The sequence below is a fragment of the Mesorhizobium sp. M0862 genome (assembly GCF_040319795.1).
GTDB lineage: Bacteria > Pseudomonadota > Alphaproteobacteria > Rhizobiales > Rhizobiaceae > Mesorhizobium.
The window spans coordinates 145407-171325 of record NZ_JAMYOJ010000012.1 but is presented as its reverse complement, the minus strand read 5'-3'; the positions used below and the strand labels follow the sequence as shown (position 1 = coordinate 171325).

At 62.6% G+C, this 25919-nt stretch carries 28 protein-coding genes and 1 pseudogene; 18 read left to right on the top strand and 11 right to left on the bottom strand.

Going from position 1 to position 25919, the window contains the following annotated elements; all coding sequences use genetic code 11:
- Positions 1-83 precede the first annotated feature (83 nt).
- Positions 84-1022, bottom strand: coding sequence for a diacylglycerol/lipid kinase family protein (locus NKI15_RS19555; protein ID WP_352513936.1), 939 nt, complete (start codon positions 1020-1022; stop codon positions 84-86).
- A gap of 658 nt (positions 1023-1680) precedes the next feature.
- On the opposite strand from NKI15_RS19555, the gene NKI15_RS19550 reads away from it, so the two are divergent.
- Positions 1681-1917, top strand: a complete 237-nt coding sequence (locus NKI15_RS19550) for a hypothetical protein (RefSeq protein WP_023733333.1) — start codon at positions 1681-1683, stop codon at positions 1915-1917.
- Between the two features lie 118 nt (positions 1918-2035).
- Here the strand turns inward: NKI15_RS19550 and NKI15_RS19545 are convergent, their stop codons facing one another.
- On the bottom strand, positions 2036-2668 hold the full coding sequence (locus NKI15_RS19545; RefSeq protein ID WP_155923215.1) for a hypothetical protein: 633 nt from the start codon (positions 2666-2668) through the stop codon (positions 2036-2038).
- 286 nt (positions 2669-2954) lie between these two features.
- Between NKI15_RS19545 and NKI15_RS19540 the strand changes: the two genes are divergently transcribed.
- Complete coding sequence (locus tag NKI15_RS19540) at positions 2955-3470, top strand: hypothetical protein (RefSeq protein WP_023728220.1); 516 nt, start codon at positions 2955-2957, stop codon at positions 3468-3470.
- A gap of 62 nt (positions 3471-3532) precedes the next feature.
- A pseudogene (locus NKI15_RS19535) lies at positions 3533-4065 on the top strand (YegJ family protein).
- Positions 4066-4181: 116 nt separating this feature from the next.
- Here NKI15_RS19535 and NKI15_RS19530 read toward each other — a convergent pair.
- Positions 4182-5150, bottom strand: coding sequence for a DUF3137 domain-containing protein (locus NKI15_RS19530; RefSeq protein ID WP_023749774.1), 969 nt, complete (start codon positions 5148-5150; stop codon positions 4182-4184).
- Between the two features lie 45 nt (positions 5151-5195).
- Complete coding sequence (locus NKI15_RS19525) at positions 5196-6242, bottom strand: CapA family protein (protein ID WP_023749775.1); 1047 nt, start codon at positions 6240-6242, stop codon at positions 5196-5198.
- Between the two features lie 146 nt (positions 6243-6388).
- Here NKI15_RS19525 and NKI15_RS19520 point away from each other — a divergent pair, with 146 nt between their 5' ends.
- The 4 genes from NKI15_RS19520 to NKI15_RS19505 all read left to right on the top strand — a co-directional run bounded on the left by NKI15_RS19520 (position 6389) and on the right by NKI15_RS19505 (position 13135).
- Entirely contained in the window at positions 6389-7654 is a 1266-nt protein-coding gene (locus NKI15_RS19520) for a hypothetical protein (protein ID WP_352513937.1), read from the top strand.
- A 122-nt stretch (positions 7655-7776) separates the two neighbouring features.
- Positions 7777-10947 carry an excinuclease ABC subunit UvrB gene (uvrB, locus tag NKI15_RS19515; protein WP_023705891.1) on the top strand — a complete coding sequence of 1057 codons (3171 nt, stop codon included), beginning with the start codon at positions 7777-7779 and terminating at the stop codon, positions 10945-10947.
- A 339-nt stretch (positions 10948-11286) separates the two neighbouring features.
- Positions 11287-12813: an ABC-F family ATP-binding cassette domain-containing protein gene (locus NKI15_RS19510; RefSeq protein ID WP_352513938.1), complete on the top strand. Its 1527-nt coding sequence runs from the start codon at positions 11287-11289 to the stop codon at positions 12811-12813.
- Positions 12814-12961: 148 nt separating this feature from the next.
- Positions 12962-13135, top strand: a complete 174-nt coding sequence (locus NKI15_RS19505; protein ID WP_023672009.1) for a hypothetical protein — start codon at positions 12962-12964, stop codon at positions 13133-13135.
- 49 nt (positions 13136-13184) lie between these two features.
- Here the strand turns inward: NKI15_RS19505 and NKI15_RS19500 are convergent, their stop codons facing one another.
- On the bottom strand, positions 13185-13799 hold the full coding sequence (locus NKI15_RS19500; protein WP_023691562.1) for a glutathione S-transferase family protein: 615 nt from the start codon (positions 13797-13799) through the stop codon (positions 13185-13187).
- Positions 13800-14019: 220 nt separating this feature from the next.
- Here NKI15_RS19500 and NKI15_RS19495 point away from each other — a divergent pair, with 220 nt between their 5' ends.
- A complete protein-coding gene (locus NKI15_RS19495) occupies positions 14020-14448 on the top strand; it encodes a VOC family protein (RefSeq protein WP_023705894.1) in 429 nt (142 codons plus the stop codon).
- A gap of 71 nt (positions 14449-14519) precedes the next feature.
- Positions 14520-14873, top strand: coding sequence for a DUF1428 domain-containing protein (locus NKI15_RS19490; protein ID WP_023701594.1), 354 nt, complete (start codon positions 14520-14522; stop codon positions 14871-14873).
- Positions 14874-14880: 7 nt separating this feature from the next.
- Here NKI15_RS19490 and NKI15_RS19485 read toward each other — a convergent pair whose 3' ends face one another.
- Both NKI15_RS19485 and NKI15_RS19480 read right to left on the bottom strand, forming a co-directional pair.
- The gene (locus NKI15_RS19485) at positions 14881-16515 is read right to left on the bottom strand and encodes a tetratricopeptide repeat-containing sulfotransferase family protein (protein ID WP_023701593.1); all 1635 of its coding nucleotides are present in this window, start codon (positions 16513-16515) and stop codon (positions 14881-14883) included.
- A gap of 203 nt (positions 16516-16718) precedes the next feature.
- Positions 16719-16901, bottom strand: a complete 183-nt coding sequence (locus NKI15_RS19480) for a hypothetical protein (protein ID WP_023683727.1) — start codon at positions 16899-16901, stop codon at positions 16719-16721.
- 323 nt (positions 16902-17224) lie between these two features.
- On the opposite strand from NKI15_RS19480, the gene NKI15_RS19475 reads away from it, so the two are divergent.
- Genes NKI15_RS19475 through NKI15_RS19465 form a run of 3 tightly spaced genes read left to right on the top strand, consistent with a single transcriptional unit; the run spans position 17225 to position 17932 of the window.
- Entirely contained in the window at positions 17225-17494 is a 270-nt protein-coding gene (locus tag NKI15_RS19475) for a hypothetical protein (protein WP_023672014.1), read from the top strand.
- A complete protein-coding gene (locus NKI15_RS19470; RefSeq protein ID WP_023672015.1) occupies positions 17491-17757 on the top strand; it encodes a hypothetical protein in 267 nt (88 codons plus the stop codon). The genes NKI15_RS19475 and NKI15_RS19470 overlap by 4 nt, the downstream gene beginning before the upstream one ends.
- 37 nt (positions 17758-17794) lie before the next feature.
- A complete protein-coding gene (locus NKI15_RS19465; protein ID WP_023683725.1) occupies positions 17795-17932 on the top strand; it encodes a hypothetical protein in 138 nt (45 codons plus the stop codon).
- A gap of 376 nt (positions 17933-18308) precedes the next feature.
- Here the strand turns inward: NKI15_RS19465 and NKI15_RS19460 are convergent, their stop codons facing one another.
- Positions 18309-18722 (bottom strand): Kazal-type serine protease inhibitor domain-containing protein, encoded by a 414-nt coding sequence (locus NKI15_RS19460; RefSeq protein ID WP_023672018.1) that lies wholly within the window; start codon positions 18720-18722, stop codon positions 18309-18311.
- 483 nt (positions 18723-19205) lie between these two features.
- Between NKI15_RS19460 and NKI15_RS19455 the strand changes: the two genes are divergently transcribed.
- The 3 genes from NKI15_RS19455 to NKI15_RS19445 all read left to right on the top strand — a co-directional run bounded on the left by NKI15_RS19455 (position 19206) and on the right by NKI15_RS19445 (position 20600).
- The gene (locus NKI15_RS19455) at positions 19206-19418 is read left to right on the top strand and encodes a cold-shock protein (RefSeq protein WP_006202520.1); all 213 of its coding nucleotides are present in this window, start codon (positions 19206-19208) and stop codon (positions 19416-19418) included.
- A 351-nt stretch (positions 19419-19769) separates the two neighbouring features.
- A complete protein-coding gene (locus NKI15_RS19450) occupies positions 19770-19982 on the top strand; it encodes a cold-shock protein (RefSeq protein WP_023672019.1) in 213 nt (70 codons plus the stop codon).
- 192 nt (positions 19983-20174) lie between these two features.
- Positions 20175-20600 (top strand): BA14K family protein, encoded by a 426-nt coding sequence (locus NKI15_RS19445; protein ID WP_023672020.1) that lies wholly within the window; start codon positions 20175-20177, stop codon positions 20598-20600.
- 65 nt (positions 20601-20665) lie between these two features.
- Here NKI15_RS19445 and NKI15_RS19440 read toward each other — a convergent pair whose 3' ends face one another.
- From NKI15_RS19440 to NKI15_RS19430, 3 genes are all read right to left on the bottom strand, one after another.
- A complete protein-coding gene (locus NKI15_RS19440) occupies positions 20666-21304 on the bottom strand; it encodes an MBL fold metallo-hydrolase (RefSeq protein ID WP_023695789.1) in 639 nt (212 codons plus the stop codon).
- A gap of 231 nt (positions 21305-21535) precedes the next feature.
- The gene (locus NKI15_RS19435; RefSeq protein WP_023672022.1) at positions 21536-21850 is read right to left on the bottom strand and encodes a hypothetical protein; all 315 of its coding nucleotides are present in this window, start codon (positions 21848-21850) and stop codon (positions 21536-21538) included.
- 144 nt (positions 21851-21994) lie between these two features.
- Positions 21995-22888: a branched-chain amino acid aminotransferase gene (locus NKI15_RS19430; protein ID WP_023701589.1), complete on the bottom strand. Its 894-nt coding sequence runs from the start codon at positions 22886-22888 to the stop codon at positions 21995-21997.
- Between the two features lie 245 nt (positions 22889-23133).
- Between NKI15_RS19430 and NKI15_RS19425 the strand changes: the two genes are divergently transcribed.
- The 3 genes from NKI15_RS19425 to NKI15_RS19415 all read left to right on the top strand — a co-directional run bounded on the left by NKI15_RS19425 (position 23134) and on the right by NKI15_RS19415 (position 25865).
- Complete coding sequence (locus NKI15_RS19425) at positions 23134-23667, top strand: MarR family winged helix-turn-helix transcriptional regulator (RefSeq protein WP_023734975.1); 534 nt, start codon at positions 23134-23136, stop codon at positions 23665-23667.
- Positions 23654-24373, top strand: coding sequence for a response regulator (locus tag NKI15_RS19420; protein ID WP_023672025.1), 720 nt, complete (start codon positions 23654-23656; stop codon positions 24371-24373). Before NKI15_RS19425 ends, NKI15_RS19420 begins: the two co-directional genes overlap by 14 nt.
- A gap of 76 nt (positions 24374-24449) precedes the next feature.
- The gene (locus tag NKI15_RS19415) at positions 24450-25865 is read left to right on the top strand and encodes an ATP-binding protein (protein WP_023672026.1); all 1416 of its coding nucleotides are present in this window, start codon (positions 24450-24452) and stop codon (positions 25863-25865) included.
- Positions 25866-25919: the final 54 nt, after the last annotated feature.

The window sequence follows — 25919 nt, the reverse complement described above, 5'->3', positions numbered from 1 at the left end:
GATATGTCCTGCGATTCAGGCCCTTGGCCGGTTCGCCGGAATCGCCGCTCAAACCACCTGAATCAATCCCTCAACGCCTTGATTCAATGTCTCAGCGTCAGCGCTCCGGGCAGGATCTCAAACGTCGCGGGTATACGCCCCGGCGACTCGCCATCTATGTCGACCAGCGCGCCGTTCTTCTCGACATCGCCGATAGGTTCGACCACCACTTTCCGGCCACGCAATATGGTGATGGCCGGATGGTTGCGGTGCCGGCCGCCATAGAGCAGCCGAATATCCCAGATCAGCTTCAGCTTGCCGGCCGCGCGCAGGATGACGATGTCGAACTGGCCGTCGGCGAGTTCGGCGTCCGGGGCGATCATCATGCCGCCGCCGAAGAACTTTCCGTTGGCGACCGCCACCAGCGCCATGCGCGCCTCGACCGGGGTGCCATCGTCGACGGTGATCCTGACGTCCTGGAAGCGGTAGCGGATGAACTCGACCACGGTGCGCCAGAAAAACAGCGCCTTGGCCGACATCCTGCCCTTGCGCTTGTCGGCATTGACCGCACGGTCCGTGGCGCCGGACAGGCCGAGGCTGGCGATATTGATGAAGTGCCGGCTGGCCAGCGCGCCATGGTCGTCGATGTAGCAGATGCGCCCGGCATCGACCTTGCGCGCCTTGGCTTCGGCGATCCGCTTCAACGCCGCATCCACCTCTTTCGGCAGGCCAAGTCCGCGCGCGAAATCGATGCCGGTGCCGCAAGGCAGCAAGGCAAGTTCGGTTGTCCGGCCGCTCTCATCGAATGCCTGCAGCAATCCGTCGGCCACCTCGCTGGCGGTGCCGTCGCCGCCGGCCGCGATCACCAGCTCGAAGCCGCTTGCCGCGAGGTCGAGCGCCAGCCTTTCGGCGTCGCCCTCGGCCTGCGTCTCGCGCAGCTCGAATTCGCCGAAATGCTTTTTCAGCGATGCGGCGACCTCCGGCCAATGCCGTTTCAGCCGGCCGCCGCCGGCAATCGGATTGAGCACCACCCCGACTTTCAATGCGCACCCTCCCCGCATGAGCCGATAGGCTCGATGCTTTGCCTGCATTGAAGCCCGCGCCAGCCGGCGGAGCAAGGGGCACAGCCGATCAGGCGCCAAAAAGCGGGCGGGCTGTCTAATGCAGCTGGAGTCGAAATTCCGAGCTTTGTGGCAAACGATCCCCGATAATCCCGTTATCCACAGGCTCACGCCCATTCCCCAAAACCCTTACCCCGCGTAAGTTTAACCATCTCAGGCGGCTACCGATCGCCACGCCGAAAGGCAAAGCGAAAAGGCGGATTTCCTGAGGCCCGTACGGCCCGAAGCGAGAGCAGGCTTGCTTGTTCGAGGGACGGATGCCGAGACCTACGGGGCCGCGGAAAGCGTGCGAACGCCAACGGCGGACCGATGCTGCCATGAAGGACGGCGAAAACCTTCGATGGCGCGCCGAACGAAGCTCGCAAGGGTGGAGAACGGCGTGGTCTGGAACGGGCACTGCCCTCGGGCGGTGACTGGCAGGACCGTCAAAATCAAGGCCGGCATGGCGCGACGACTTTGCGGAAGTTGCTGCCGCGACCGTGTCCTGATCTGACAGGGAGGCGCTGGGAGAAATCCCGGCGCCGACTGTCTTTTGGGCCAAGGTCCGGTCGGCGAAGCGACGCGTGAAGAAGCCGATACTTTGCTGGAACGAGATTTCGGCGCTGACGGAACCATCTTCATCACCAGGCGCGATCAGCAATTCACCGACATGATCCCGCGCCTGATCGACAGAGGCGTGTCCTTCGTCGAGATCGGTGGCAATGACGCGATCATGCTCACCGTGCTTTCGGCGGCAGACTTCGCTCCGCCCGAAGGCGCCCGGGCGCTGTTCAGCCAACCGTTCCGATCGATCCGGCCACCCGTCGCACCGGGCTGATCGTCGCCGTGCGCAAGCTGCACATCGTGCTGCCGGCGCTGTTCGAAGCAGGCGCGAGGCTGGAGCGCGTCTACAACTGAAGCCGCGCCCTGCACCGCGGCCTGCCCGGCGGGCCAAGCTACTTCTTCGGGCCGATGCCCGGGATCAAATTGAGGCCAGCGTTTATATATTCCGGCCGTATGGCGCCGCTGATGAGCGTGAAGGTGGCGAGCATGATGCTGGCCAGCGCACCGTCATGCCATGGCCTGAGGGCCAGCGCGTTGACGGCATAGGCCCAGAATGGGAAGGCGAGCATCGACATGACGATGTTGGCTCCCGGAGCCTCCGCATTGTCGGCTGAATCGCTGACCGATTTCAGATACACCGGCGTCATCGCCAGCGCGACGATCAACATGATCCATGAAATGGTCCAGACGCTGATACCGGCCATTTCAATCTTATAGATGGCTGCCTGCACCTTACCCGGAATGTCCCCCGGATTGCCTTTGGTCTCTTCCGCCACCGCATCGGTCAACGCCTTGGCAACCGGCTGCTCAGTGGCATTGACCAGGATGGAGTTGACGAAGATGAAAAATGCCACGACTTCGGCAGGCACGTACTTCGCAACCCGGTCGAGATAGCCGTCGCCGCCTTTCGATCCTTGATCTTCTTGCTTGTCATCGTCGACGCCGAGCGGAGCATCGCCTGGAATGCCCTCGAGCGTTGAATCCCTTTTCGGCACAGGCTCAGCGGACCGGACAATTCTTCCCATGACAAACCCCTCCTATATTGTTGTATCGCCCCGTGAGTATCGTAGTAGAAAACCGGGCCAAGAAACAGTTGTCGCGGCCATAGCCGACAAGATTTATTCAGGCTTCTTCCTGCAAATGCATCACGCTCCCGCCCTATCTGCTACCGGGTGTCTCGAAATCCACCTATAGTGAGCCGTACCCGAAAAACGCATCCCCCGGCTCATCGCGTGATCGCGGCCAAAATCCCGCCTTGTTCGCGCGCGATGGAAGGACTGGCTGCCGGGGGGCAATCCGAAGGACAAGACCGTGATCAAGACCGCCCTTGTCGCCATGACCATTGTCGGCTGCGACTGCGACGCCAAGCTTTGCGAATATATCGGCGAGACGCCGGCGAAGTGGGCGACTATCGCCGACTGCGAAGCGGCGATGAAAAGCCAGATGCTGCACCAGAAGAACTTCGACTATCCGCTGGTCTCCGGCATCTGCCGCAGCAAGGGGTCGGCGTCTTCTTCGCAACTGGCGGCGGCCGCATCCCGCCCGGAACTGAAGCCGGCCAGCCGGAATGTCCAAACCCCGTTGCCGCCGGAACTGAGCCATCGGCCGAGCGTTCCCGTCGGCTCCCCGACGACGGCCATGGAGGCAGCAGCGGTACGGCCCGTCGCCTACGAGCAAGTGGTCGATGGCGGAACAGGCGTGCTCTACCGCACCAGGAACGGCTACGCCGTGGTCAAGACAGATCTCAGCCGCGTCGCGTCGGCAACGGTCGGCATTGCCAAGCGGTCCGCGAACTGGCTGGCAGGGCTGGTGCCGAGCGGGTTGTGAGCGGCCTGCCGTTCGGACCATACCACGCTGTCGCACTGCCGTTGAAAACTCCAGATAGATGCATGATGGTGTCAGGCATCGACACGCAGGAGCGCCATTTCATGAAGCATGCAGTTCGAACCGTGCTGTCCCTGGTGCTGGCCTTGGCGCCGATTCCGGCCGGTGCGCAGGATTCCGGCCAGGGCGGCGACAAGGTTGTAGGCGTCGCCAGGGACGATCCGGACATGGCGGCGGCCATTGCGCAGGCGCGCGCCAGCCTCGATGAATTCCTGTCCTTGTCGGATGCGCCGCCAGCCGGGACAACCAGCTACAAATTGAAAGTCGAGGTCAGGGACGGAGACGCCTCGGAGCATTTCTGGATCATCCCCTTCCACAAGACCGCGACCGGCTTTGCAGGAACATTGGCCAATGAGCCGCAAGCGGTGCACAATGTCGTGGCCGGCCAGGAACTCGAATTCAACCGGACGATATTTCCGACTGGGGCTACACCAAAAACGGTCGCCAGGTCGGCAGCTTCACCGTCTGCGTGATGTTCAAGACGATGGCGCAAGAAGACGTCGAATATTATCGCCAGAACTACGGCTTCGCCTGCTGACGCGCGGCAGCCTGGCTAATGCATGCGCCCAAACAGGACCGCCGTTTTGGGGCAACGATATGCATGAAAACAAGACCTGAAGCGCGTCGCATGAATTCGTTTCGACGCGCGGCGCTTTAGGCCTCGCCATCCGTCGCGCCGATCTTGCGCACCAGCGCCGCCGTCGCCAAGATCGCGCCCATATCGGCGATCATCGGCGCGATGTGCTTGGTGTAATCGAGCGGCACGGAAATGGCGGGCAGTTCGAAGAAATTCTTCGGCTGCGGCAAGAGCAGGAAGCCATCGCTGCCATTAAGTGCCACCCGCGCCGGATCATCGCGCCATGTCTCGTGCAGCCATTTCAGCGCCTGCGCCAACCGGCCGCTCACCAGCGGCTGCGCGGCGGCGACATTGTCGGTGCGAAATTCGTAGTCGCCGTCGAGCAGCGGATCGCCGCTGGACAGTTCCTGCATCTTGCCGGCGAAGATGCCGCGGAAGAAACCGACCACCGCGTTGCTGCGGCGCGTCGCAACCAATATGCCGGGGAACGGCGCGATCGTCTCGAACGCAACGATGACGCCCTTGAAGACCGTCGACGAGCCTTTGCCCGAACCTTGGCGCAACTCCGCCTCGTAGAGCTCGAACGGAAAATCCTCGTAGCGGCCTGACACGATGTCGTCGAAGCTCTGCCGGTTGAAGGCGCCGACCACGGCGCGCGGCAGCCGGTCGAAGGAATTCGGCGTCACGCTGTGCTGATAGCGCACATCCCTGATGAAGCCGAAGATGATCGGCAGCAGCGTGTCACGGAACGATTGCTGCAGCCTCGTCGCCGGCCTGATCGCCAGGAAGTACAGCAGCAGCGCCGCGAAGAAACCGCCGGCATAGAGGAACACATGCGGCGTCGAGAACCATTGCTCGTTCAAGTCAGCGACCTTGTTGAACAGCCAGGCCACCAGCACGACAAAAACCAGCAGCAGCCCCAGAAACACCGGCACCCGCCAGCGCACCTGGCGGTAGGCCGAAGCCCGTCCAGCCTCATAGATCTCGATATTCTTCCTGATGCCGGCGACCACCGCTTCATCAGGCATGAACTCAGCTGCTTCCATCGCCCCCTCGCAAGTCCGTTTATGCCTATAATAGCGGGAAAGTCGTCAGTCGCCAAAGATCGCCTTCAGCCTGGCTTCGACCTTGCCCTTCATCCGGCCAGTCAGCGCCTCGACCGGAACCAACCGCTCATGCCCGCCTGAGCGCAGCCGCATGAAGGGATGCATCCGGTAGCCGGCGATCGCGCCGCGCTTGCCGAGATCGGCGCTGACATCGACGACGAAAATGCCGCCGATGCGGCCGGGCCAGGGCTGTCGCGCCAGCGCCGTGCCGAGGAAGTCGCCAAGCCCGTAAGCCACGAGCGTCTTGCCGACCCATTGCACCGGCTGCACGACATGGGCGTGGTGCCCGGCAATCAGCCCCACGCCGTGACCGGCCAGCAACCTCGCCAGCGTTTGCGTTTGCGGCTGCGGAAAATGCCGGAACTCCCAGTCCCAGTGCGGCACCGCACAGGTGAGATCGATGTTCTTGTCGGCCGCGCCTCTCGGCCATGCCGCCGGATCGCCTTGCATCGAGACAAGCTCGGTGAATGGCCCGGCGTCACCATTGCGCCACAGTGTGAAGGCGGCAAAGCCGATCGTCAGCGGCCCGGCCTTGACCTGCTCGACCGGTCCTTTTTTCGCGGTGCCGATGGTGCGGATTCCAAGCCGCTTCAACGCCGCAACGGTCTCGTCGAAACCGGCGACGCCCTGGTCGAGCACGTGGTTGTTGGCCAGCGACAGCACGAGCTTTTCACGCGCGATGCCTACGGCGGCAAGCGCCGCGGCAAGAAACCGCTCGCTCATCGCATGGTGCGTGCCAAGCCGCGTGCCAAACGCCACGCTCGGCCGCTCGACGACCGGACTTTCGCAATTGCCGATCACCAGATCGGCTGAGCCCAAGAGCTTTGCGATTTCCGAATCGCACTCCGGCGCACTACGGTTGGCCACCGCCGAAATATCGCCGACAAAGGCCAGCCGCACCTTCCGCCCCGGCGGCGGATCGATGATCGTCGTCGTCGCCCTCGGTGCAAAATCCCTGACATCGCCGCCGAGAGATGGTTTCAGGAAGCGCGGCAGCCATGACAGTTTGTAGGAAAGCGGATAGTTCGACACGCGACGCCCAATCGTTTGCCCAATCGGTTAGCTTGTGTAGACGGTCTGCCCGGGAAGTGTCGACCGTCAGTCCTTGAACACTGCCGCCGGCAGACACGGCGCCAAATGCGTGTAATGTCTGCGCAATGGCATAGTGGAGGAATGAGATGACACGTTTTGCAGGCCTGCTGGCGTCCGCCTTCCTCCTGTTGCTGCCTTTATCTTCGGCCCACGCCGCCGCGCCCGAAGCAGCGACCGCGCTGTTCGAGGCCAAAACGGTGGCTGAGCGCAACCGTGCGCTCACAACGCTTGAGTCTGCAGCGAAAGGCGATCCGGCGTCAGCCTTCGCCGCCGGCGCCGGCGAATTCTTCACCGCCCTGGAAATCCTGGCCGGCGGCCTGCACCGCCACGGGTTCGAAAGCCCGCAATCCTTCATGCTGCCGCTGATGCGGCTGCCGGTTCCGGACAATCCCAATCCCGAACCGCTGACCTATGAGCAGTTCCGCGCCATCCTGGTCGCCTTTCGCGACCGGTTGGAACGGTCGGCGGCGACACTGGGTTCGGTGCCCGCGGGAGCCGCTATCGGCATGGTCGTCGACCTCACCCATGCCGGCATCGATCTCAACGAGGACGGCAGTATCACGCCGGATGAAAGCATCGCGGCGGTCATGGCCGCGCTGTCGCGCGGCGGTATCTCGTCGGACGGCGCCGCTCCCTCGCTCACATTCCGCTTCGATCGGGCCGACGGTTTCTGGCTGCAGGGCTATGCCGAATTCCTGATGGCGCAGGCCGATTTCTGGCTGGCGCATGATTTCAGGACCATGTTCGACGGCTCGTTCCACATGCTGTTTCCGCGCGCCAAACTGCCGCTGCAGGACATTCTCGTGCCTCCCGCCGGGGACATGGGCAGCAGCATCTTCTCATCGGAATGGCGCATCGCGGATTTCATCTCCATGGTTCACCTCGTCAACTGGCCGGTGGTCGAGCCCGAGCGACGTCAAGCGGCGCGCCGCCATCTGCTCGAAATGATCCGGCTGTCGCGCCAGGACTGGAAGGCGATCCGCGCCGAGACCGACAATGACCGCGAATGGTTGCCGGGACCGCAGCAGAAGGGCGAGAACCCGCTCACCGGGCTCGAAGTCGGCGAGGAGCAGGTCGAGGCCTGGCTCGCCACTCTGACCATGGCCGAAGACCTTTTGGAAGGCCGCAAGCTGCTGCCGCATTTCCGCATCACGGCCAGCACCGGCCAGGGCATCAACATGAAGCGTTTCTTCGAAGAACCGAAGCCTTTCGACCTCGTGCTGTCGATTACCGGCCCGGCCATCGCGCCCTACCTCGAGAGCGGTGAGATCGTGACCAGCGGCGAGTTCGACCAGATCCAGCGTCAGTTCGGTGGCGGTGGGTTTTTGACCTTCGCGCTGTGGTTCAATTGAGCAGGTGGCCCGGCTTTGCGTGACACAGCTCCTGACACCCTTGTGTCAGGAGCTTCGACCCGCTTAGTGTCCCTTGCCACTGCACTCTTTCCATTTTGGCGGACTCTGCCCATATTTGGGGCATGGCCAAACTTCCCGAGAAAAAGACACCGTCTCCGGCGGGTGACAACAGCGCTTCGCCGCCCAAGCGGCGCAGCCCGCTGACCGATTTCCTCGATGCCTCGGAGCCCCTGCACAAGGGCGGCTTCGCCGAAGCGCCGCAAGCCGATTTCACCGGCACGCCGCTGAGCGGCTCGATTGCCGACTGGGCAGAGCAGATAGAGCAGGAGGCCGAGAAGGAAGGGCGTCTCACCGGTAAGGGCGATGGTAGATCGCCAAAGTCCGCGAAAAAGATCCCGGAGCGGTCCGCTGCGCCCGGCCGCAGTTCGCGCGGCACCTCGATGGGCGGCGCGGCCACGGCCCGCGAACGCACCGCAGCCGGCCTCAATCCGGTCGCCGGCCTCGACATCTCGCTGGAAGACGCCGAGACCATGGCCTCGGGCAGCGTCACCGCCACGGTCGCGGCGCTGTCGGCGCTGATCGAATCCGGCAACCCCTTGCACAAGGACGGCGTGCTGTGGACGCCGCACCGCCCTGCCCGCCCGGAAAAATCCGAAGGCGGCATCGCCATCAAGATGGTGTCGGATTTCGAGCCGGCCGGCGACCAGCCGACCGCCATCAAGGATCTTGTCGAGGGCGTCGACAACAATGATCGCACTCAGGTGCTGCTCGGCGTCACCGGCTCCGGCAAAACCTTCACCATGGCCAAGGTGATCGAGCAGACGCAGCGCCCTGCTTTGATCCTGGCGCCCAACAAAACGCTGGCCGCGCAGCTCTATTCCGAGTTCAAGAAATTCTTCCCAGACAATGCGGTGGAGTATTTCGTCTCCTATTACGACTACTACCAACCGGAAGCCTACGTTCCGCGCACCGACACTTTCATCGAGAAGGAATCCTCGATCAACGAGCAGATCGACCGCATGCGCCATTCGGCGACGCGTTCGCTGCTCGAGCGCGACGACGTCATCATCGTCGCCTCGGTGTCCTGCATCTACGGTATCGGCTCGGTCGAGACCTACACGGCGATGACCTTCCAGATGCAGATCGGCGATCGGCTCGACCAGCGGGCGCTGCTCGCCGACCTCGTCGCCCAGCAGTACAAGCGCCAGGACATCAATTTCGTGCGCGGCTCGTTCCGCGTGCGCGGCGACACGATCGAAATCTTCCCGGCCCACCTTGAGGACCGCGCCTGGCGCATCTCGATGTTCGGCGACGAGATCGAGGCGATCACCGAATTCGATCCGCTCACCGGCCAGAAGACCGGCGAGCTGAAGAGCGTCAAGATCTACGCCAACTCGCACTATGTGACGCCGCGTCCAACGCTCAACCAGGCGATCAAGTCGATCAAGGAGGAGCTCAAGCACCGGCTGGTCGAGCTCGAGCGCGCCGGCCGCCTGCTGGAGGCACAGCGGCTCGAACAGCGCTGCCGCTTCGATCTTGAGATGCTGGAAGCCACCGGCTCCTGCGCCGGCATCGAGAACTATTCGCGCTATCTCACGGGACGCCAGCCGGGCGATCCGCCGCCGACTTTGTTCGAATATATCCCCGACAATGCGCTGGTCTTCATCGACGAAAGCCACGTTACCGTGCCGCAGATCGGCGGCATGTATCGTGGCGACTTTCGGCGCAAGGCGACACTGGCGGAGTATGGTTTTCGCCTGCCCTCCTGCATGGATAATCGCCCGTTGCGCTTCGAGGAATGGGACGCCATGCGTCCGCTCTCCGTCGCGGTTTCTGCGACACCCGGCGCCTGGGAGATGGAACAGGCCGGCGGCGTGTTCGCCGAGCAGGTCATCCGCCCGACCGGCCTGATCGATCCGCCGGTCGAAGTCCGCCCGGCGAAAAGCCAGGTCGACGATGTCGTCGGCGAAATCCGCGACACCACGGCCGCCGGCTACCGCACGCTGGTCACCGTTTTGACCAAGCGCATGGCCGAAGACCTGACCGAATATTTGCATGAGCAAGGCGTGCGCGTTCGCTACATGCACTCCGACATCGACACGCTGGAGCGCATCGAGATTCTGCGCGATCTCCGCCTCGGCGCTTTCGACGTGCTGGTCGGCATCAACCTGCTGCGCGAAGGCCTCGACATTCCCGAATGCGGTTTCGTCGCCATCCTCGACGCCGACAAGGAGGGCTTCCTGCGCTCCGAGACGTCGCTGATCCAGACCATCGGTCGCGCCGCCCGCAACGTCGACGGCAAGGTCATCCTCTATGCCGACCAGGTCACCGGCTCGATGGAGCGGGCGATGGCCGAGACCAACCGCCGCCGCGAAAAGCAGATGGAATGGAACGCGGCCAACGGCATCACCCCGGAATCGGTGAAGTCGCGCATCTCCGACATTCTGGACTCGGTCTACGAGAAGGACCATGTCCGCGCCGATATCTCGCAGTTCACCGACGGCGCCGGTGCGATGATGGGCAACAATCTCAAGGCTCATCTCGACGCCATGGAAAAGCAGATGCGCGACGCCGCCGCCAATCTCGACTTCGAGAAGGCCGCCCGCATCCGTGACGAGATCAAGCGGCTGCGCGAGATGGAACTGTCCATCTCGGAAGACCCGCTGGCCAAATATGCCGACATGGAAAGCCCGGTTTCGGGCCGCGAGAAGGGCAAGCACAACAAGGGCGTGGCCAAGCACCGTACGGCTGAGGAACAGGAGCGGTTCCGCAAGTTCGATGAGGCACGTGCCGCCGAAGAGGCGGCCAGGGCTGCCCGGTCCAACCTCTTTCGCAAGCCGGCGCTCGACGAAATGGGCGCCGACGGCGCCGTGCCGGTAAAGAAGCCACTGTTCGCCAAGCCCTCGATCGACGACATGGGCCCAGGCACCGACATGCCGACACCGGCCGGAGCGGTATCGCGCTCGCTGTTCAAGAAACAGTCGGCCGAAGAGGCGCACGGCTCCGACTTCGGCATTCCGGGCGATGCCACCAAGCCGCTGTTCAAGAAAAACTCGCTGGACGAGATGACCGTGCGGCGCACGGAAAAGCCGGTCGAAGGAAAAGTGCCGGCCAAGCCCCAGCCAATCTCCCCCCGAGTGGGGGAGATGCCCGGCAGGGCAGAGGGGGGCGCGAAGGAACGCGACGCCAAGCCAATCATTCGCCAGCGCGCCGGCATCGGCTCCTACGAAGACCCCGCCGACGCCCGCCGCGAAAAGCGTCGGCCGGGAAAGACGGGACGGCCGGGGAAGTAGCACCTCTTTCCTTCTCCCCTTGTGGGAGAAGGGAGAGCGCTCCACCGCCGCCGCATCCGTCGCCCACTTGCCTCCACCCCCGCCTTTGGTGTAATCGCTCCGCACACTCGACGTCTTGTCTTGAAAGGAGGGCTGCGTGTCTATCGATCACCATCGTCAGCGTGGCCCGATTTCTGCCCTGCGAGTTCGCTTGCAGGGCTGACCGGGGACATCACGGGTTTTTTCCCGCTCGATTTTTTTGGTCTGCCCTTCGTGGTGCGCAAAGCTGAGCCTGATGGCCGGCAAGCACACCGTCAAAGTGGATCCGGAGTTCTCTCCGGCAAGACCAGAGAAATCAAAATGGCCCTGATCAGCCTCAAATCCCTCGGCGTCACCATGAGTGCGCCGCTGTTTTCCAGCCTCGACCTCACCATCGGCGCCGGCGACCGGCTCGGCATCGTCGCCGCCAATGGCCGTGGCAAGTCGACCTTGCTTAAATGCCTGACCGGCGCGCTGGAGCCGACCTCGGGCGACATTTCTCGCACGCGCGGCCTGCGTGTCGGCCATGTCGAGCAGTCGGTTCCACCTGCCCTTCTTAGCCGCACCTTCCATCAGGTGGTGGCCGATGCCTTGCCGGCCGAGCAGGCCGACAGCGAGATGTGGCGCGTCGATGTGGTGCTGGATTCGCTCGACGTGCCCGAGCCGATGCGCGAACGGCCGATGCAGGCGCTGAGCGGCGGATGGCAGCGGCTGGCGCTGATCGCCCGCGTCTGGGTCACCGATCCGGATGTGCTTTTGCTCGACGAGCCGACCAACCATCTCGACCTCGCCAAGATCAGCCAGCTGGAAAGCTGGCTGAACGCCCTGCCGCGCGAGGTGCCGGTGGTCATCGCCAGTCACGACCGCGCCTTTCTCGACGCTGTCACCAACCGCACGCTGTTCTTGCGCCCGGAGGACTCGCCGGTGTTTGCACTGCCCTATTCCAGGGCGAGGCAAGCGCTCGACGACCTGGACGCTTCGACGGCGCGCCGGTTCGAGCGCGACATGAAGGTGGCGCAGCAACTGCGCAAGCAGGCCGCCAAGCTCAACAACATCGGCATCAATTCCGGCAGCGACCTTTTGACGGTGAAGACCAAGCAACTCAGGGAACGGGCGGAGAAGCTGGAAGACGCCGCGGTATCGGCGCATCGCGAGAAATCAGCCGGCGCGATCCGGCTGGCCAACCGCGGCACCCATGCCAAGGTGCTGATTACGCTGGACGACGCCGCGGTGGAAACGCCGGACGGCACGCTGCTGTTCAAGACCGGCAAGCGCCACATCTGCCAGGGCGACCGCATCGTGCTGCTCGGCCGCAACGGCGTCGGCAAGTCGCGTTTCGTCGATCTGATCCGCAACGCCATCGCCGAGCCGGACACGGTGCCGAACGTCAAAGTGACGCCGTCGACGGTGCTCGGTTACAGCGACCAGGCGCTGGCCGGCATCAGTGGCGACGAGACCCCGCTGGCCCTGGTCTCGCACCGCTACGATGTCGGCGAGCAACGCGCCCGCTCGCTGCTTGCCGGCGCTGGCGTGGTCATTGAGATGCAGGAGAAAAAGATCGGTGTGCTGTCCGGCGGCCAGAAGGCGCGGCTGATGATGCTGGCGCTCAGGCTCACCCACCCCAACTTCTACCTGCTGGACGAGCCGACCAACCATCTCGACATCGACGGCCAGGAAGCGCTGGAGGAGGAACTGCTCAAGCACCAGGCGAGCTGTGTGCTCGCCTCGCATGACCGCTCCTTCATCCGCGCCGTCGGCAACCGCTTCTGGCTGGTCGACAAGCGGAAGCTGACCGAAGTCGAAGACCCCGAGGATTTCTTCCGCTCGGTGGCTGAAACGGCGGGCTGAGGAACTACCACCATGGGCCGCACCGTGTTGCGGTCCATGCTTTCGCATCTCCCGCAAATATTTTCAGCGTTCTGTCGGATCGGCTGAACCTGCTGCGTCCTTGGGATGCCGACACGATGATGCCGGCTTCATCTGAGGAGAACGCATCATGTCCATTTTGTCATCCATAGGCCGCGTCGCCGCCCGATACGCACAGAACCGCGCCCGCTATCGCAGCGAGCGCGAGCTTCTGGCCCTGCCGATCGAACTGCGCAAGGATATCGGCTGGCCGGAAATCCTCATCGACGCGCAAAACGGCCCGCGGATCTGCAGGGCGCCCTGACCATGCGGTCGGGAAAGATCGATGCAGGCCGCCGCGGGGCGACCGTTGCTCAGTCATGCGTATCGCCAGACAGCGGCGTCGCCTGCATCGATCGACGCTTTTCGAACGCCTCGAACCAGCGCGTCAGCCGCGCCCGCGCGCGAAAGGACGGCAGCTGGCGGAACGCCATCCAGGACAGCGTGGTGGCAAGCGCTATATGGCCGACATGGAGCGATGTCTCGGCGTCCAGCGCGCTTTCGATCCAGTCATAGCTGGCCTCGATTTTTTCCCGGTAGCCTTCGGCAAGCGCTGCATAGCGCAACTGTTCGGGCCGCCTTTCCGTCTCCCAGCGCAGGCCTATGCCCGTCTGCGCCAGGCCTTGGGCGACCGCCTGCAGCCGCAACGCCTGCCAGCGCGCTTCGCCGTCCTGCGGCAGCAATTTGCGGCCGTCATGCAGCGTATCCAGATAGGCGCAGATGACATCGGAATCGAAGAGCGGCGGCGCATCCGGCCGCAGCAGCACCGGCACCTTGCCGAGCGGGTTTTCGGCGTAGACACGGGCATTGCGCAAGGTCGGGCTGGTCTCGTGATGAATGACCTCGAGCCGGTCGGCAAGCCCGACCTCATGGGCGAAGACGAGCGCCTTGCGCGCAAAGGGCGAATGGGTCTGGTAATAGAGGATCATTGTCGTCTCAGCGGGTTGGAGAAGCAGTCCCCTTTTCTAGCCTGCTCATACCGAGGATTGCGCTCTGATTGGGCGCCGCCGACGCAAGTTCATTTCACCCCAAAAATCGCATCGGCCCAAAAAATCGCATCAGACATGTAGGATTGCCGCCGCCTCGTTCGTCCTGAGGTTCGCAAAGGCCAGACCAAGCGCCCAGACCAAACCCAAAGAGGAACAAGACATGACCGACCAGACCCCCATTCAGCCGGCCGCGAAAGTTCTCGGTGGATTGACCCCCTATCTGCAGCTGGACGGCGCCTTCAAGGCCGCCGAATTCTACAAGAAGGCCTTCGGCGCCGAGCAGGTGTTCTTCTATCCGCCCGATGAGCAGGGCCGCACCATGCACATCCATCTCCACATCAACGGCTCGACGCTGATGATTTCCGATTTCTACCCCGAAAACGGCATGCCTGCCGTCAAGCCGCAGGGCTATACCATGCAGCTCCATCTCGGCGCCGACGAGATCGATGGCTGGTGGAAGCGCGCGGTCGATGCCGGCTGCGAAGTCGCAGTGCCGCTGCAGCTGATGTTCTGGGGCGACCAGTGGGGCAACATGCGCGATCCCTTCGGGGTCGAATGGGCGATGAACGCGCCGGCGAAGAAAGACTGACCACCGCTGACAAAGCTCCTCACCGGCTGACGCCGGTAAGGAGCTTTGTGAGATACTCCAAGGAAAACCCAATGTCCTATGTCGATGGTTTCGTGCTCGCCGTGCCGAAGGCAAATATCGATGACTACAAGAAGCTGGCCAACCTCGCAGGCCCGATATGGAAGGAACACGGAGCGCTCGCCTATGTCGAATGTACCGCCGACGACGTGCCCTATGGTGAGTTGACCTCGTTTCCGCGTGCCGTTCAGGCAAAAGACGACGAGATCGTCGTCTTTGATTGGGCCGTCTATTCGTCCAGGCAAAGCCGCGACGCGGTAATGGCCAAGGTGATGGCCGATCCCCGTTTGACACCCGATTTGGGGCCCATGCCCTTCGATATGAAGCGCATGATCTTCGGCGGCTTCCAGCCCTTCATCGAGCTTTAGCCGCTGCTCAGGCCAGCTTGTCCAGCAGCGGCTTCAACCTGTCGCCATAGCGCTTCCAGAGATCGACCGAGCCCCGATACATCGGCTGGCGCACCTGCGCGGCCGAGGCCGTGCGCACCGGGCGGTCGGTCTCGTGGAACGACAGCGCCTTGTCGTCCCAGGACAGGCCGAGATGCCCGATCAGCGCCCGCGTCTGTCCCTCTTGGTCGGCCACGAAATCCTCGTAACGCACGTTATGCACGACGCCCGGCAGAACATCGTGCCAATGCGCCATGATGTCGGTGTAGATATTGTGGAAATCGGCGAGCTCGCCCAGATCATAGCCGTAGCGGTGGTTGTCGCCGCGGAAATGCACCTTGTAGATCGAAAGGCAGGTCGCCGCCGCATCGCGCGCGCAATGGATGATCTTGGCTTTCGGCAGCATCATATGGATGAAGCCGATGAGCAGGAAGTTGCCGGGCATCTTGTCGGTGACATGCCTGAAGTTGGGATAGCGCTCATGCAGCATGTCGAGATAGGCTTGGCCCGCCTCCGCAAACTCCGCGTCGGATACATCGACCAGTCCCCAGGGGAAACCTCCCGGCATGGTCAGCGGAAATTGCTTGCCGACCGCGGTTTTCAACATGCTGAGCTCGCCCGCGCCATAGACTTGTGGATGGCTGGCGATGATCTGTTCGACCAGCGTGGTGCCGGAGCGCGGCATGCCGACGACGAAAATCGGGGTGTCGTCGGAGATTGCACTTGGCTTGTGCTTTTCGAAAAAGCCGGCGTTGAACACCGTCTTCATCGCCTCGAATTCGGCCCGCGTCCTGACCGGATCATAATCGATGCCCTTGCGGCGGATCGCATTGCCTTCAGCGAAATAGTCGAAGGCCCTGTTGTAGTCCTTCAAATCGTCATTGGCCTTGCCGAGACCGAAGGACAGCTGCATGCGCGCCAGGCTGTCGGCCGGCGCCTTGGCATGCTGGGCCTCCATGCCGGCGAGTTCGGCGTCGCGCTCCTTCTGGCGCTTGACCTGCGTCAGCATCAGCCAGGCCTTTGCCATGCCTGGCGTGATCGCCAACGCCTGCCGAAACAGGTCTGCCGCTTCATCGAGCTTGCCTTTTTCCATCAGCCCGACGCCGAGCCCATGCAACAGGTCGGCATCCTTGGGCCGGATCGTCAGCGCCTCGCGAAAGGTCGCCAGCGCCTCATCCAGACGACCGGCTTCCTGCAACGTTTCGGCAAGCCCGATGCGGGCGCGGACATGGAAGGGATTGCGCCCGATTGTGCCGCGATAGATGTCCTCCGCAGCCTCGAACTGGCCGAGCTGTTTCAACGCCGAACCCAGATTGTCGCGTGCCGCGAGCTGGTCGGGCTTGAGATCGACCGCGCCGCGGAAGAAATCGGCGGACGCGGCAACGCGGCCGAGATCGCGCATCACCGTGCCGAGATTGTTGAGGAAATCGGGATTCTTCGGCTGCAGACGCACAGACTGCTCGATCAGCTCCAGCCCTTCGGGGCTGCGCCCGGTCTGGTGCAGCAACAGGCCCAGGAAATGCGCCGCTGCCGGGTGATTGGCCTTGCGCGCCAGCACCTGCCGGTACAGCGTCTCGGCCTCCTGCCGGCGCCCGGCCTGATGCAGCTGCAGCGCCTGCTGCACATATTGGTCGAGGCCCAGCGGCGGCTGTCCGCCAGCTCCAGCACCCGCCGCTCTTCTCTGATCTCTGTTGATGGGAAACCTGCCGTGTTTTGTCCGCTTGCCGCGATCTAGGCCATCGGCGCTGCAGGTTCAAGGGAAGAGTGGGCTCGCCAAGGGCGCGGACCTCTTCGAAACTCTAGAGGAATTCCAGGAAAATGTAGCGTTCAAATCAGCCGGTTGCTCTCGGCGAGCCGGCGCTCCCGCCGTTGCGTGCCGTCGGTGTCGGCAATCTTGCGCCGTGCCGCTTCGTCGCTTCTTATCGTCAGGCGCACTGATATTGCCTTGGGGAAGAGGACGATTGGCTCGATTGTTGCGGTCGGACGATCCGGCGTTTTCATGAATCTCATATATTTTTGCCTTTCGTAAAAAATAATCTTAGGGGCACCGGAATAATTATTCCGATGCGCTCTAAATAAGAAATTGGCTGATATTGTTCCACGATAGCAGATTTATTAGGGGTTTATACGAGAAATTTTTTATACCGGTCGAGCCGTGGCGGAAATCAGCTTGAATAGCCAACAATTTCGGATTATTGATCTGAGATCGTTTTTTGGGTCAAGCTTGGCATATAGCGGCGTCGGAGATACTCGACCCGCCAAACTCATTCCAATCGCCGATGGTTGAGTTCCCGGTTGATGCCGGAAAGCATCGACGAACCAGAGCCAAGCCAATGCCGGATCGCACCACCCGTTCCATCGCCCATTTCGCGGCACCCTTCGTGCTTGGCGGGCTGGAAGGGCAACTGCCGGCCGGCGACTATGACATCGATCACGACGAAGAGCTGATCGAGGGCATGTCGCGGCTTGCCTGGCGTCGCGTCGCCACCTTCATCCATTTGCCGGCAAGGGCGGTGAAGAACCCGGCCACCAGCCAGCTTGTCGCCATCGACTACCTCGAACTCGAAACAGCGCTGAGGCGCGACCAGGAGAACGCAGCATGATCCGCTTCCAGCAGAATGCGCGTCCGCGCACCGACACGCCCTCGCACCTCTTCGCCATCGGCCAGACCGTGCGCATGAAGAGCCGCAGCGGGCTCGCCCAGAAGACCGCCGAGCTGTTTCAGATCAAGAGCAGATTGCCGGTCAAGGATGGCTCGCCGCAATATCGCATCCGCAGCGAGGAGGAGACCTATGAGCGGGTCACCACGGAAGACAACCTCGAAGTAGCGGACGCCCCGGCTGTCCCCGACAGCCAGGCAGTCTGACACCGCACCCACCCAGCACGTACGAAGGAGCAGACAGATGGCCAAGGGTCAGCAGCGCAGCAATCGCGAAACGCGCAAGCCCAAGAAAGACAAGGTGGTGGCCAAGGCCGCCTCCCCGTTCGGTTCCTCGGTCAAGCAGGCAGAGAGCAGCCTGAAGCCGAAGTCGAAGGGCTGACCAGGCAGGGCGCGCCTGGCGCACCTGCCGGCAATGGACTGACGATCTCGGACTGACGATCTCGCCCAAAACTCTGCAACGGAGGCTTGCTTGACGTTCTTCGTCGAGCCGCTCGCGCGACGTCGACGAAGCCACGCTCGACAAGGTATCCTTCTTCCCTTGGAGGTGAGAAGCGGTCCGCGCAGCGGACGAAAAGCCAATTGTTGGCTTTTCGAGTTTCGAACGCCCTGAGCCTGCGAAGGACCAAGGGTGGTCCGGTCCACCCGCCCGGTCCCCGCTGCTTCGCAGGGTCCCGGCATTCGCCGCCTTTTTTATCGTGCCAGTGGGACGGTGAATTCGCCTCCGGCGGACTCACCCGACAGGGGAGAAGGAAAAATCAGCAGGGGCCGTCCTCGACGACGCGGTAGTCGGCGGCACGGGCCTCGCAGGCGTTGGGAAAGGTGCGCAGCTCGCCATGGCGGCGGGCGCAGACCGGGGCGTATTCGCGCGTGCAGAATGTCGGCTCTTCGCCACCACCGCCACCACCGCCGCCGTCGCGGCAAGGGCCGTCGCGAACGATGCGGTAGCCTTCCCGTTCGGCAAGGCAGGCATTGGCGAAGGTCTGGCGGTCACCGCCGCGCCGCGCGCAGACCGGCTCGTATTGCCTGGTGCAGAATTCCGGTTCCGGCCGTGGCGGGCGCGGACGTGGTCCCGGCCCGTCATCGACGACGACGGTGCAGGCCGCAAGAAGACCCGACAGGAAGAGAATAGTAAAACCCTGGCGCGAGAAGATCGTCGCAAGAAATCTCATGAATATGCCTCCCTCGAGACCCCCGTCCCCGGCGCAAAACGCGCCTGTCGATCCTCGCCATTCCCTTGCCAAATGCAACCCCCGTTTGCGGCGCGGGAGCCATGCGATGCCCGGCCCGCGCATTGCTTTGGCCCTGGACCAAACCGCTGGACCATGCGTGGCCGGGCTCTGGCTGATGAAACTTAAGAACCCAGGTTTATCGAAGCGCCTTCGTTGGGATGCGTCGATGGACGCGGCCCGCGGCGCTATCTTGCAACGATCACGTTTCCGTGCGATAAATTTTGTGTTCGGGCATTTGCGACCCGGAGAGCGGAACGTTTTGGACGACCTTTCCCCGATACTGTGAATCTCTGACGGCCCCATTTTCGGCGGGGGGTTTTACCATGCGCAAATGCAGGACTGCCGAAGCAACCACCGGGACTTGCCCACGATGCCAGGCGGCGGGCAAACCATAAGACTGACACGGGTGAAGGAGTTTCCCCAATGGCCCAGACCGGCACCGTTAAATTCTTCAACGCGACCAAAGGCTTCGGCTTCATCACGCCCGACGGCGGCGCCAAGGATGTGTTCGTCCACATTTCCGCGATCGAGGCCTCGGGCCTGCGTACCCTCGTCGACGGCCAGAAGGTCACCTTCGACGTTGAACCCGACCGCATGGGCAAGGGTCCGAAGGCGGTCAACCTCCGCGCGGCCTGAACCGGCGGTGCCCGCGCGCCCGTCGGGCGCTCGAAAAAGCACCTAAAGCGTGTTTGAACCGGCTTTGTCAGCCGTCCAGAGTTTCGAAGGCGCGACGTTTCCCGTTGCGCCTTTTTCATGACCGCCGTCGCCGGAGGCAAAGGACGCTTTATCGGTCAATGCCGTGGCTGATCGCCGGAGCAATCGTCTGGCGCGAATTGCCTTCGGTGCCACGATCTATTTGACCAGCCTTCAGCGTTGCCGCCGTCGCCAAAACTTTCTCTTGCCGATAGCGCTAAAATAAAGGACAAATTTCCCTTCGGGCATTTGCCGGCCCGAAACTGGACTTTATGGGATCAAAGGGAGCTTCCCATGCCGCAGACCGGCACCGTCAAATTCTTCAATCATGCCAAAGGCTTCGGCTTCATTACGCCCGACGACGGGCAGAAGGATGTCTTCGTTCATATTTCGGCCGTGCAGGCTTCGGGTCTTTCCGGTCTGGAGGATGGACAAAAAGTGACATTCGACACCGAGCCGGACAAGCGCGGCAAGGGTCCAAAGGCCGTCAACCTGTCGGTCGGCTAAGCCGGCTCAAGACAGTCCGGACGGAGATTGACGAGGCGGAGCGCCTTGCGTACGCGCTTGGTTTTGCCGCAAGAACTGGATCGTATCAGCCAATTCCGTTCAGCCCCCGTTCAGCCACGGTCTTCTATTAATCGTCCCCTAGGCTGGACCGCATCCCCGAAAACTATCCGGGCCGGCACGAAGGAGACCAAAATGAATCGCATTTTCAAGACCGCCATCCTGGGCGCCGCTCTCGCCGCGACCACCCTCGCCACCTTGCCTGCCGCCAATGCCAAGGACTGGAACCGCTGGCATCATGGCCATGGTCGTCATCATAATGGCGACGCGCTTGCGGCCGGTGTCGTCGGCCTTGCGGCCGGCGCTCTGATCGCCGGTGCGCTGAGCAACCCGCAGCCGCGCTACAGCAGCTATGATGACGATTACGACTACCGCGAAGTGCGGCCGGCGCCGGTGCGCCGTTACTATGCCGAACCGCGGGTCGTCTATGCCGACCGCTATGCCGAGCCGTGGACCCGCGACTGGTACGAATACTGCTCGGACCGCTACCGGAGCTTCAATGCCCGCAGCGGCACGTTCACCGGCAATGACGGTGAGCAGCATTTCTGCGTCGCGAATTGAGCTTCCCTGTCCCACAAAAAGCGCTGACCGCAAGGCCAGCGCTTTTTTTTGGCAGAAAGACATCGCTAAGTCAGGAAGGGATTGGTCCGCCTCTCCTCGCCAAAGCGGCCACCCGGGCCGTGGCCGCAGATGAAGCCGATCTCATCACCGAGCGGCAAAAGCTTGTTCTTAATCGAGGCGATCAGCGCCGCATGGTCGCCGCCCGGCAGGTCGGTGCGCCCGACCGAGCCGCGAAACAGCACGTCGCCGACATGAGCGAACTTCGCCGCGCGATTGTAGTATACGACATGGCCGGGCGCATGGCCGGGGCAGTGCAGCACCTCGAACATATGTGAGCCGAACGAAACCGTCTCGCCCTCTGCGAGAAACCGGTCGGGCACGCAGTTGCGCGCCCCGGCAATGCCGTAGCGCTGGCCCTGGTTCTCGAGATTGTCGAGCAATAGCTTGTCGGCTTCGTGCGGGCCGATGATCTCGATGCCGAGTGCTTCCTTCAGCTCCATGGCGCCGCCGGCGTGATCGATGTGGCCATGGGTGATCCAGATCGCAGCGGCGGTGATCGCATTGTCCTTCAGCACCGCCAGCACCTTGTCGATGTCGCCGCCCGGATCGACGACGACGCCATGCTTGTCATCCATGTCGAACAGGATGGTGCAGTTCTGCTGGAAAGGCGTGACCGGCACGATGCCGGCATTGAGCTGACCCATGATTGTCCTTTCGCTGTTCCAGCGTGATGTAGAGGCGCGGGCGAAGGCCGTCCACTGCTGAAAGGCAAACAGTCCGTCCTAAAACAGAAATGGGCGGCCCAACGGCCGCCCATTTGACGAAGCCTCAGTCTCAAGCAATTCCAGGAAAAGTGTAAAGCGGTTTTCCGTCCGGAATTGCGTAAAACAACAAACTAGATCATTCGCCGTGAAACGGTGAATGATCTAGTTGGCTTACTTCTTCATCGCGCCCATGACCGCACCGATGATGCCGGTCAGGATGGCGCCGCCGCCGGCGCCGCCGAGCAGGTTTTTGAGGTTCAGCGTATCGCCCAATCCGCCCGCTGCCGTTGCAGCCGCTGCCGGGTCGGCCGTGCCGCCGAGCAGGCTGCCGAGGATCGCCGCCCCGCCAACGCCGCCAACCGCGCCGCCGAGGATTTTGGTCAACTGGCCCATCGCCGCATTCTTCAGCGCAACGCCGACCGCCTGACCACCGACAACACCTGCAATTACCTGTACAACGAGCGCAATGAGCGTATTCGTATCCATGTACCTAGTCCCTCCATAGCTGCCAGCCTCCCGGGCCGACACCATCATGAGACGCTGAATTGTACGAAGTCAAATGCACAGATGCTGAAATAAAGGGGCCGGCCTCAAAACCGCCCCTGCTTGCGAAAAAAGCTGTGACTTTCGTTATTCTGCGGCTATCGCATGCTTAGGTTGCACCGCAGCAGAATAGTCGTTCATCAAAGTCTTGTCGATCTCGCCGACCTCGAATCGGTACGGACCGATCTCGGAGACCGGCGTCACTTCCGCTGCCGTTCCGGTGAGGAAGCACTGTTCGAAGCCTTCGAGTTCCTCAGGCATGATGGCGCGCTCGACGACTTCAAGGCCGCGGTCCTTGGCGAGGCCGATGACGGTGCGGCGGGTGATGCCGTCGAGGAAGCAATCGGGCTTCGGCGTGTGGATCTTGCCATCCTTGACGAAGAAGATGTTGGCGCCCGTTGCTTCGGCGACCTGGCCGCGCCAGTCGAGCATCATGGCATCGGCATAGCCCTTGGCCTCGGCGGCATGCTTGGACATGGTGCAGATCATGTAGAGGCCGGCGGCCTTCGACTTCGACGGCGCGGTGCGCGGATCGGGCCGGCGCCATTCCGCCAGATCGAGACGGATGCCCTTGAGCTTCTGCGCCGGGTCGAAATAGCTCGGCCATTGCCAGATGGCGATGGCGCAGTTGATGCGGCTGTTCTGCGCCGACACCCCCATCTGTTCGCTGCCGCGCCAGGCGATCGGCCTGACATAGGCGTCCTGGAAACCCTGCTTCTTCAGAAGCGTGGTCGAGGCGTCATTGAGCTCGGCCACGGAATAGGGAATATTGAAGCCGAGCAGGCGCGCCGATTCATGCAGACGCTCGGTGTGCTCATTGAGCTTGAAGATGGCGCCGCCATAGGCGCGCTCGCCCTCGAAGACGGCGCTGGCATAGTGCAGGCCGTGGGTCAGCACGTGGATCTTGGCGTCGGCCCATTTGACGAACTCGCCGTTGATCCAGATGAAGCCGTCCAGTTGGTCGAAGGGAACGGATGCCATGGAAACCTCCCGCGGGCGGCGACCCGCACATCATTAGTGTTGTTTTTTGTTGCGCGACAGCCGCGTCGGGCGGCCCTTGAAGCGTAAGCGGAGAATCGAACTCTGGCAAACTCAGGAAGTTCCGGAAAAACCGCACTCCCTTGCCTTTTCGTTCGCATTCACCCGAAAAGCTTGTCAAAAATTACCATTGCGGGGAAATTACGTCAATAGTACTGACATAATTTCCCTCTATGGACGGAGAAATGATGACGGATCGAAGCCCAGCTGCCGGAAAACCGATCAAGACACCGATCACCGACGAGGACGGCATCGACTTCGCCATCATCGAACTGTTCTTCTTTGCGTATCGCGATTTCACTTCCGATCCGGACCAAATCCTGGCCGATTACGGCTTTGGCCGCGCCCATCACCGTGTGCTGCATTTCGTCAACCGCCGGCCGGGACTGACGGTCGCCGAACTGCTCGACGTGCTCAAGATCACCAAGCAGAGCCTGGCGCGGGTGCTCAAGCAGCTGATCGACACCGACCATGTCGTCCAATTGCAGGGTCCGCGCGACCGCCGCCAGCGGGAGCTCTATCCGACAGCCAAGGGCCGCGCCTTGGCGCTGGCCCTGGCGCGGCCACAGTCACGCCGCATCCGTGCTGCATTGGAAGATTCCGGAGCCAGCGAGCGTCCCTTGATCGAACGATTCCTGGAAGCCATGGTCAATCCGGAACTAAGGGCGCAGATCGACATTGTGCCTGCAAACATGTCAGGGAAAAGTCATGGAGACCATTGAGAGGGTGGACCAGCCGACGGCGCCGGACGATGACGCGCCGCATCTGCTTGTGGTCGACGACGACACCCGCATCCGCAATTTGCTCAAGCAGTATCTGACCGAAAATGGCTTTCGCGTCACTGTCGCCGGAAATGCCGGCGAGGCCAGGCGCAAGCTCGCCGGGCTCGACTTCGACCTCCTTGTCCTCGACGTCATGATGCCCGGAGAGACCGGCGTCGACCTCACCAAGGCGCTGCGGGCGGAGAAGAACGTGCCGATCCTGATGCTCACCGCGCTATCGGAAACCGACAGCCGCATCACCGGGCTCGAGGCCGGCGCCGACGACTATCTGCCCAAGCCCTTCGACCCGCGCGAACTGATCCTGCGCATCAACAACATCCTGCGCCGCGGCGGCCCGGCGACGACGCCCAAGGTCGAGCAGCTGGTCTTCGGCCCCTACACCTTCCAGATCGCCAGGCGCGAGCTGAAGCGGGGCGGCGAGGCTCTGAAGCTGACCGACCGCGAGCAGGAGATCCTGGCGATCTTTGCCGCGCGGGCCGGCGAAACCATCCCGCGCCATGAGCTTGTCGGTGACGATTCGGAAGTCGGCGAGCGCACCATCGACGTTCAGATCAACCGGCTGCGCCGCAAGATCGAGCGCGATCCGTCCAATCCGGTCTGGCTGCAGACGGTGCGCGGTATTGGGTATCGGCTCAGCGTGGAATAGAATGCCGCTGACGGCCGCCCTTTGGCCATAGATATGTGGCCATCGACCAGCGGCCATTGACCCAGCGGAAGGATAAATGGCGACCACGCAACTGGAACGGCCGGAACAAGGCGGCTTTGGCGCGCGCGTATCACGCGCGCTGAAAGCAATGCCGCGTGCCTGGAAGCGGTTCTGGCGGCTGGTTGCGTTCTATATGCCCAAGCGGCTTTATGCCCGCTCGCTGATCATCGTCATCGCGCCGATGATCCTTCTGCAGTCGGTCGTCGCCTTCGACTTCATGGAACGCCACTGGGCAACCGTGACGCAGCGCCTGTCGCAGGCCACCGTGCGCGACATCGCCGCGATCATCGACATGATCGAGACCTATCCGCATGATGGCGACTACGCCAACATCATCCGCATCGCCCAGGACCGCATGCAGTTGAAGGTCGACCTCTTGCCGCCCGACCCGTTGCCGGCGCCTGGACCCAAGCCCTTCTTCTCGATCCTTGACGACGTCCTTTCCACCGAGATCACCCGCCAGATCAACCGCCCGTTCTGGATCGACACGGTCGGCAATTCCAACATCGTCGAGGTCCGCATCCAGCTCGAGGGCAAGGTGCTGCGCGTCTTCGTGCGCCGCAGCCAGGCCTATGCCTCCAACACCCACATCTTCCTGATCTGGATGGTCGGGACGTCGCTGGTGCTGCTGACGATCGCCATCCCCTTCCTTCGCAACCAGATCCGGCCGATCCTGTCTCTGGCCGAGGCCGCCGAAAGCTTCGGCAAGGGCCGGCCGATGCCGCGCGATTTCCGCCCACGCGGCGCCGAGGAGGTCCGCCGGGCCGGCTTTGCCTTCATCCAGATGCGCGAGCGCATCGAACGCCAGCTGGAACAGCGCACCGCCATGCTGACCGGCGTCAGCCACGATCTCAGAACCATCCTCACCCGCTTCAAGCTGCAGCTGGCGCTGGCCGGCGGCAAGCCCGAGACCAAGGCCGCGCTCAACCAGGACATCGACGACATGCAGTCGATGCTGGAAGGCTATATCGCCTTTGCCCGCGGCGAAGCGTCGGAAGATGCCGGCCATTTCGATCTCGAGGCTTATTTCCAAAAGCTCGGCGAGGAGGCGTCGCTGCACAAGCGCAAGCTATCGACCGTGCTTGCCGGTGATCCGGACGTGCATGTGCGCCCGCACGCTTTCGCCCGGCTGTTGTCCAATGTCGCCGGCAATGCCTTGCGCTATGCCAAGACGGTGGAGATCAGCGCCGATCACGGCCGCGGCTCACTCGTCGTCACCATCGACGATGACGGTCCGGGCATCCCGCCGGAAAAGCGCGAAGACGTGTTCAAACCGTTCGTGCGGCTCGACGAGGCGCGCAACCTAGACGCCAGCGGCACCGGCCTTGGTCTCTCTATCGCCCGCGATATTGCCCGCAGCCATGGCGGCGACATCATGCTGGAAGACAGCCCGCTCGGCGGCCTAAGGGCGGTAATCAAGGTGCCCGCCTGACCAAAGCATGATCTGGAAGGCGGGGCTCGGCCAAAAACCACCTTCATCCGCCCG

Excerpts from the sequence above, each read along its gene's own strand:
- NKI15_RS19545 (WP_155923215.1), bottom strand. The coding sequence starts at position 2,668 with ATGGGAAGAATTGTCCGGTCCGCTGAGCCTGTGCCGAAAAGGGATTCA.
- NKI15_RS19530 (WP_023749774.1), bottom strand. The coding sequence starts at position 5,150 with ATGGAAGCAGCTGAGTTCATGCCTGATGAAGCGGTGGTCGCCGGCATC.
- NKI15_RS19520 (WP_352513937.1), top strand. The coding sequence starts at position 6,389 with ATGACACGTTTTGCAGGCCTGCTGGCGTCCGCCTTCCTCCTGTTGCTG.
- uvrB (WP_023705891.1), top strand. The coding sequence starts at position 7,777 with ATGGCCAAACTTCCCGAGAAAAAGACACCGTCTCCGGCGGGTGACAAC.
- NKI15_RS19510 (WP_352513938.1), top strand. The coding sequence starts at position 11,287 with ATGGCCCTGATCAGCCTCAAATCCCTCGGCGTCACCATGAGTGCGCCG.
- NKI15_RS19505 (WP_023672009.1), top strand. The coding sequence starts at position 12,962 with ATGTCCATTTTGTCATCCATAGGCCGCGTCGCCGCCCGATACGCACAG.
- NKI15_RS19500 (WP_023691562.1), bottom strand. The coding sequence starts at position 13,799 with ATGATCCTCTATTACCAGACCCATTCGCCCTTTGCGCGCAAGGCGCTC.
- NKI15_RS19495 (WP_023705894.1), top strand. The coding sequence starts at position 14,020 with ATGACCGACCAGACCCCCATTCAGCCGGCCGCGAAAGTTCTCGGTGGA.
- NKI15_RS19490 (WP_023701594.1), top strand. The coding sequence starts at position 14,520 with ATGTCCTATGTCGATGGTTTCGTGCTCGCCGTGCCGAAGGCAAATATC.
- NKI15_RS19480 (WP_023683727.1), bottom strand. The coding sequence starts at position 16,901 with ATGAGATTCATGAAAACGCCGGATCGTCCGACCGCAACAATCGAGCCA.
- NKI15_RS19475 (WP_023672014.1), top strand. The coding sequence starts at position 17,225 with ATGCCGGATCGCACCACCCGTTCCATCGCCCATTTCGCGGCACCCTTC.
- NKI15_RS19470 (WP_023672015.1), top strand. The coding sequence starts at position 17,491 with ATGATCCGCTTCCAGCAGAATGCGCGTCCGCGCACCGACACGCCCTCG.
- NKI15_RS19465 (WP_023683725.1), top strand. The coding sequence starts at position 17,795 with ATGGCCAAGGGTCAGCAGCGCAGCAATCGCGAAACGCGCAAGCCCAAG.
- NKI15_RS19460 (WP_023672018.1), bottom strand. The coding sequence starts at position 18,722 with ATGAGATTTCTTGCGACGATCTTCTCGCGCCAGGGTTTTACTATTCTC.
- NKI15_RS19455 (WP_006202520.1), top strand. The coding sequence starts at position 19,206 with ATGGCCCAGACCGGCACCGTTAAATTCTTCAACGCGACCAAAGGCTTC.
- NKI15_RS19450 (WP_023672019.1), top strand. The coding sequence starts at position 19,770 with ATGCCGCAGACCGGCACCGTCAAATTCTTCAATCATGCCAAAGGCTTC.
- NKI15_RS19445 (WP_023672020.1), top strand. The coding sequence starts at position 20,175 with ATGAATCGCATTTTCAAGACCGCCATCCTGGGCGCCGCTCTCGCCGCG.
- NKI15_RS19440 (WP_023695789.1), bottom strand. The coding sequence starts at position 21,304 with ATGGGTCAGCTCAATGCCGGCATCGTGCCGGTCACGCCTTTCCAGCAG.
- NKI15_RS19435 (WP_023672022.1), bottom strand. The coding sequence starts at position 21,850 with ATGGATACGAATACGCTCATTGCGCTCGTTGTACAGGTAATTGCAGGT.
- NKI15_RS19430 (WP_023701589.1), bottom strand. The coding sequence starts at position 22,888 with ATGGCATCCGTTCCCTTCGACCAACTGGACGGCTTCATCTGGATCAAC.
- NKI15_RS19425 (WP_023734975.1), top strand. The coding sequence starts at position 23,134 with ATGACGGATCGAAGCCCAGCTGCCGGAAAACCGATCAAGACACCGATC.
- NKI15_RS19420 (WP_023672025.1), top strand. The coding sequence starts at position 23,654 with ATGGAGACCATTGAGAGGGTGGACCAGCCGACGGCGCCGGACGATGAC.
- NKI15_RS19415 (WP_023672026.1), top strand. The coding sequence starts at position 24,450 with ATGGCGACCACGCAACTGGAACGGCCGGAACAAGGCGGCTTTGGCGCG.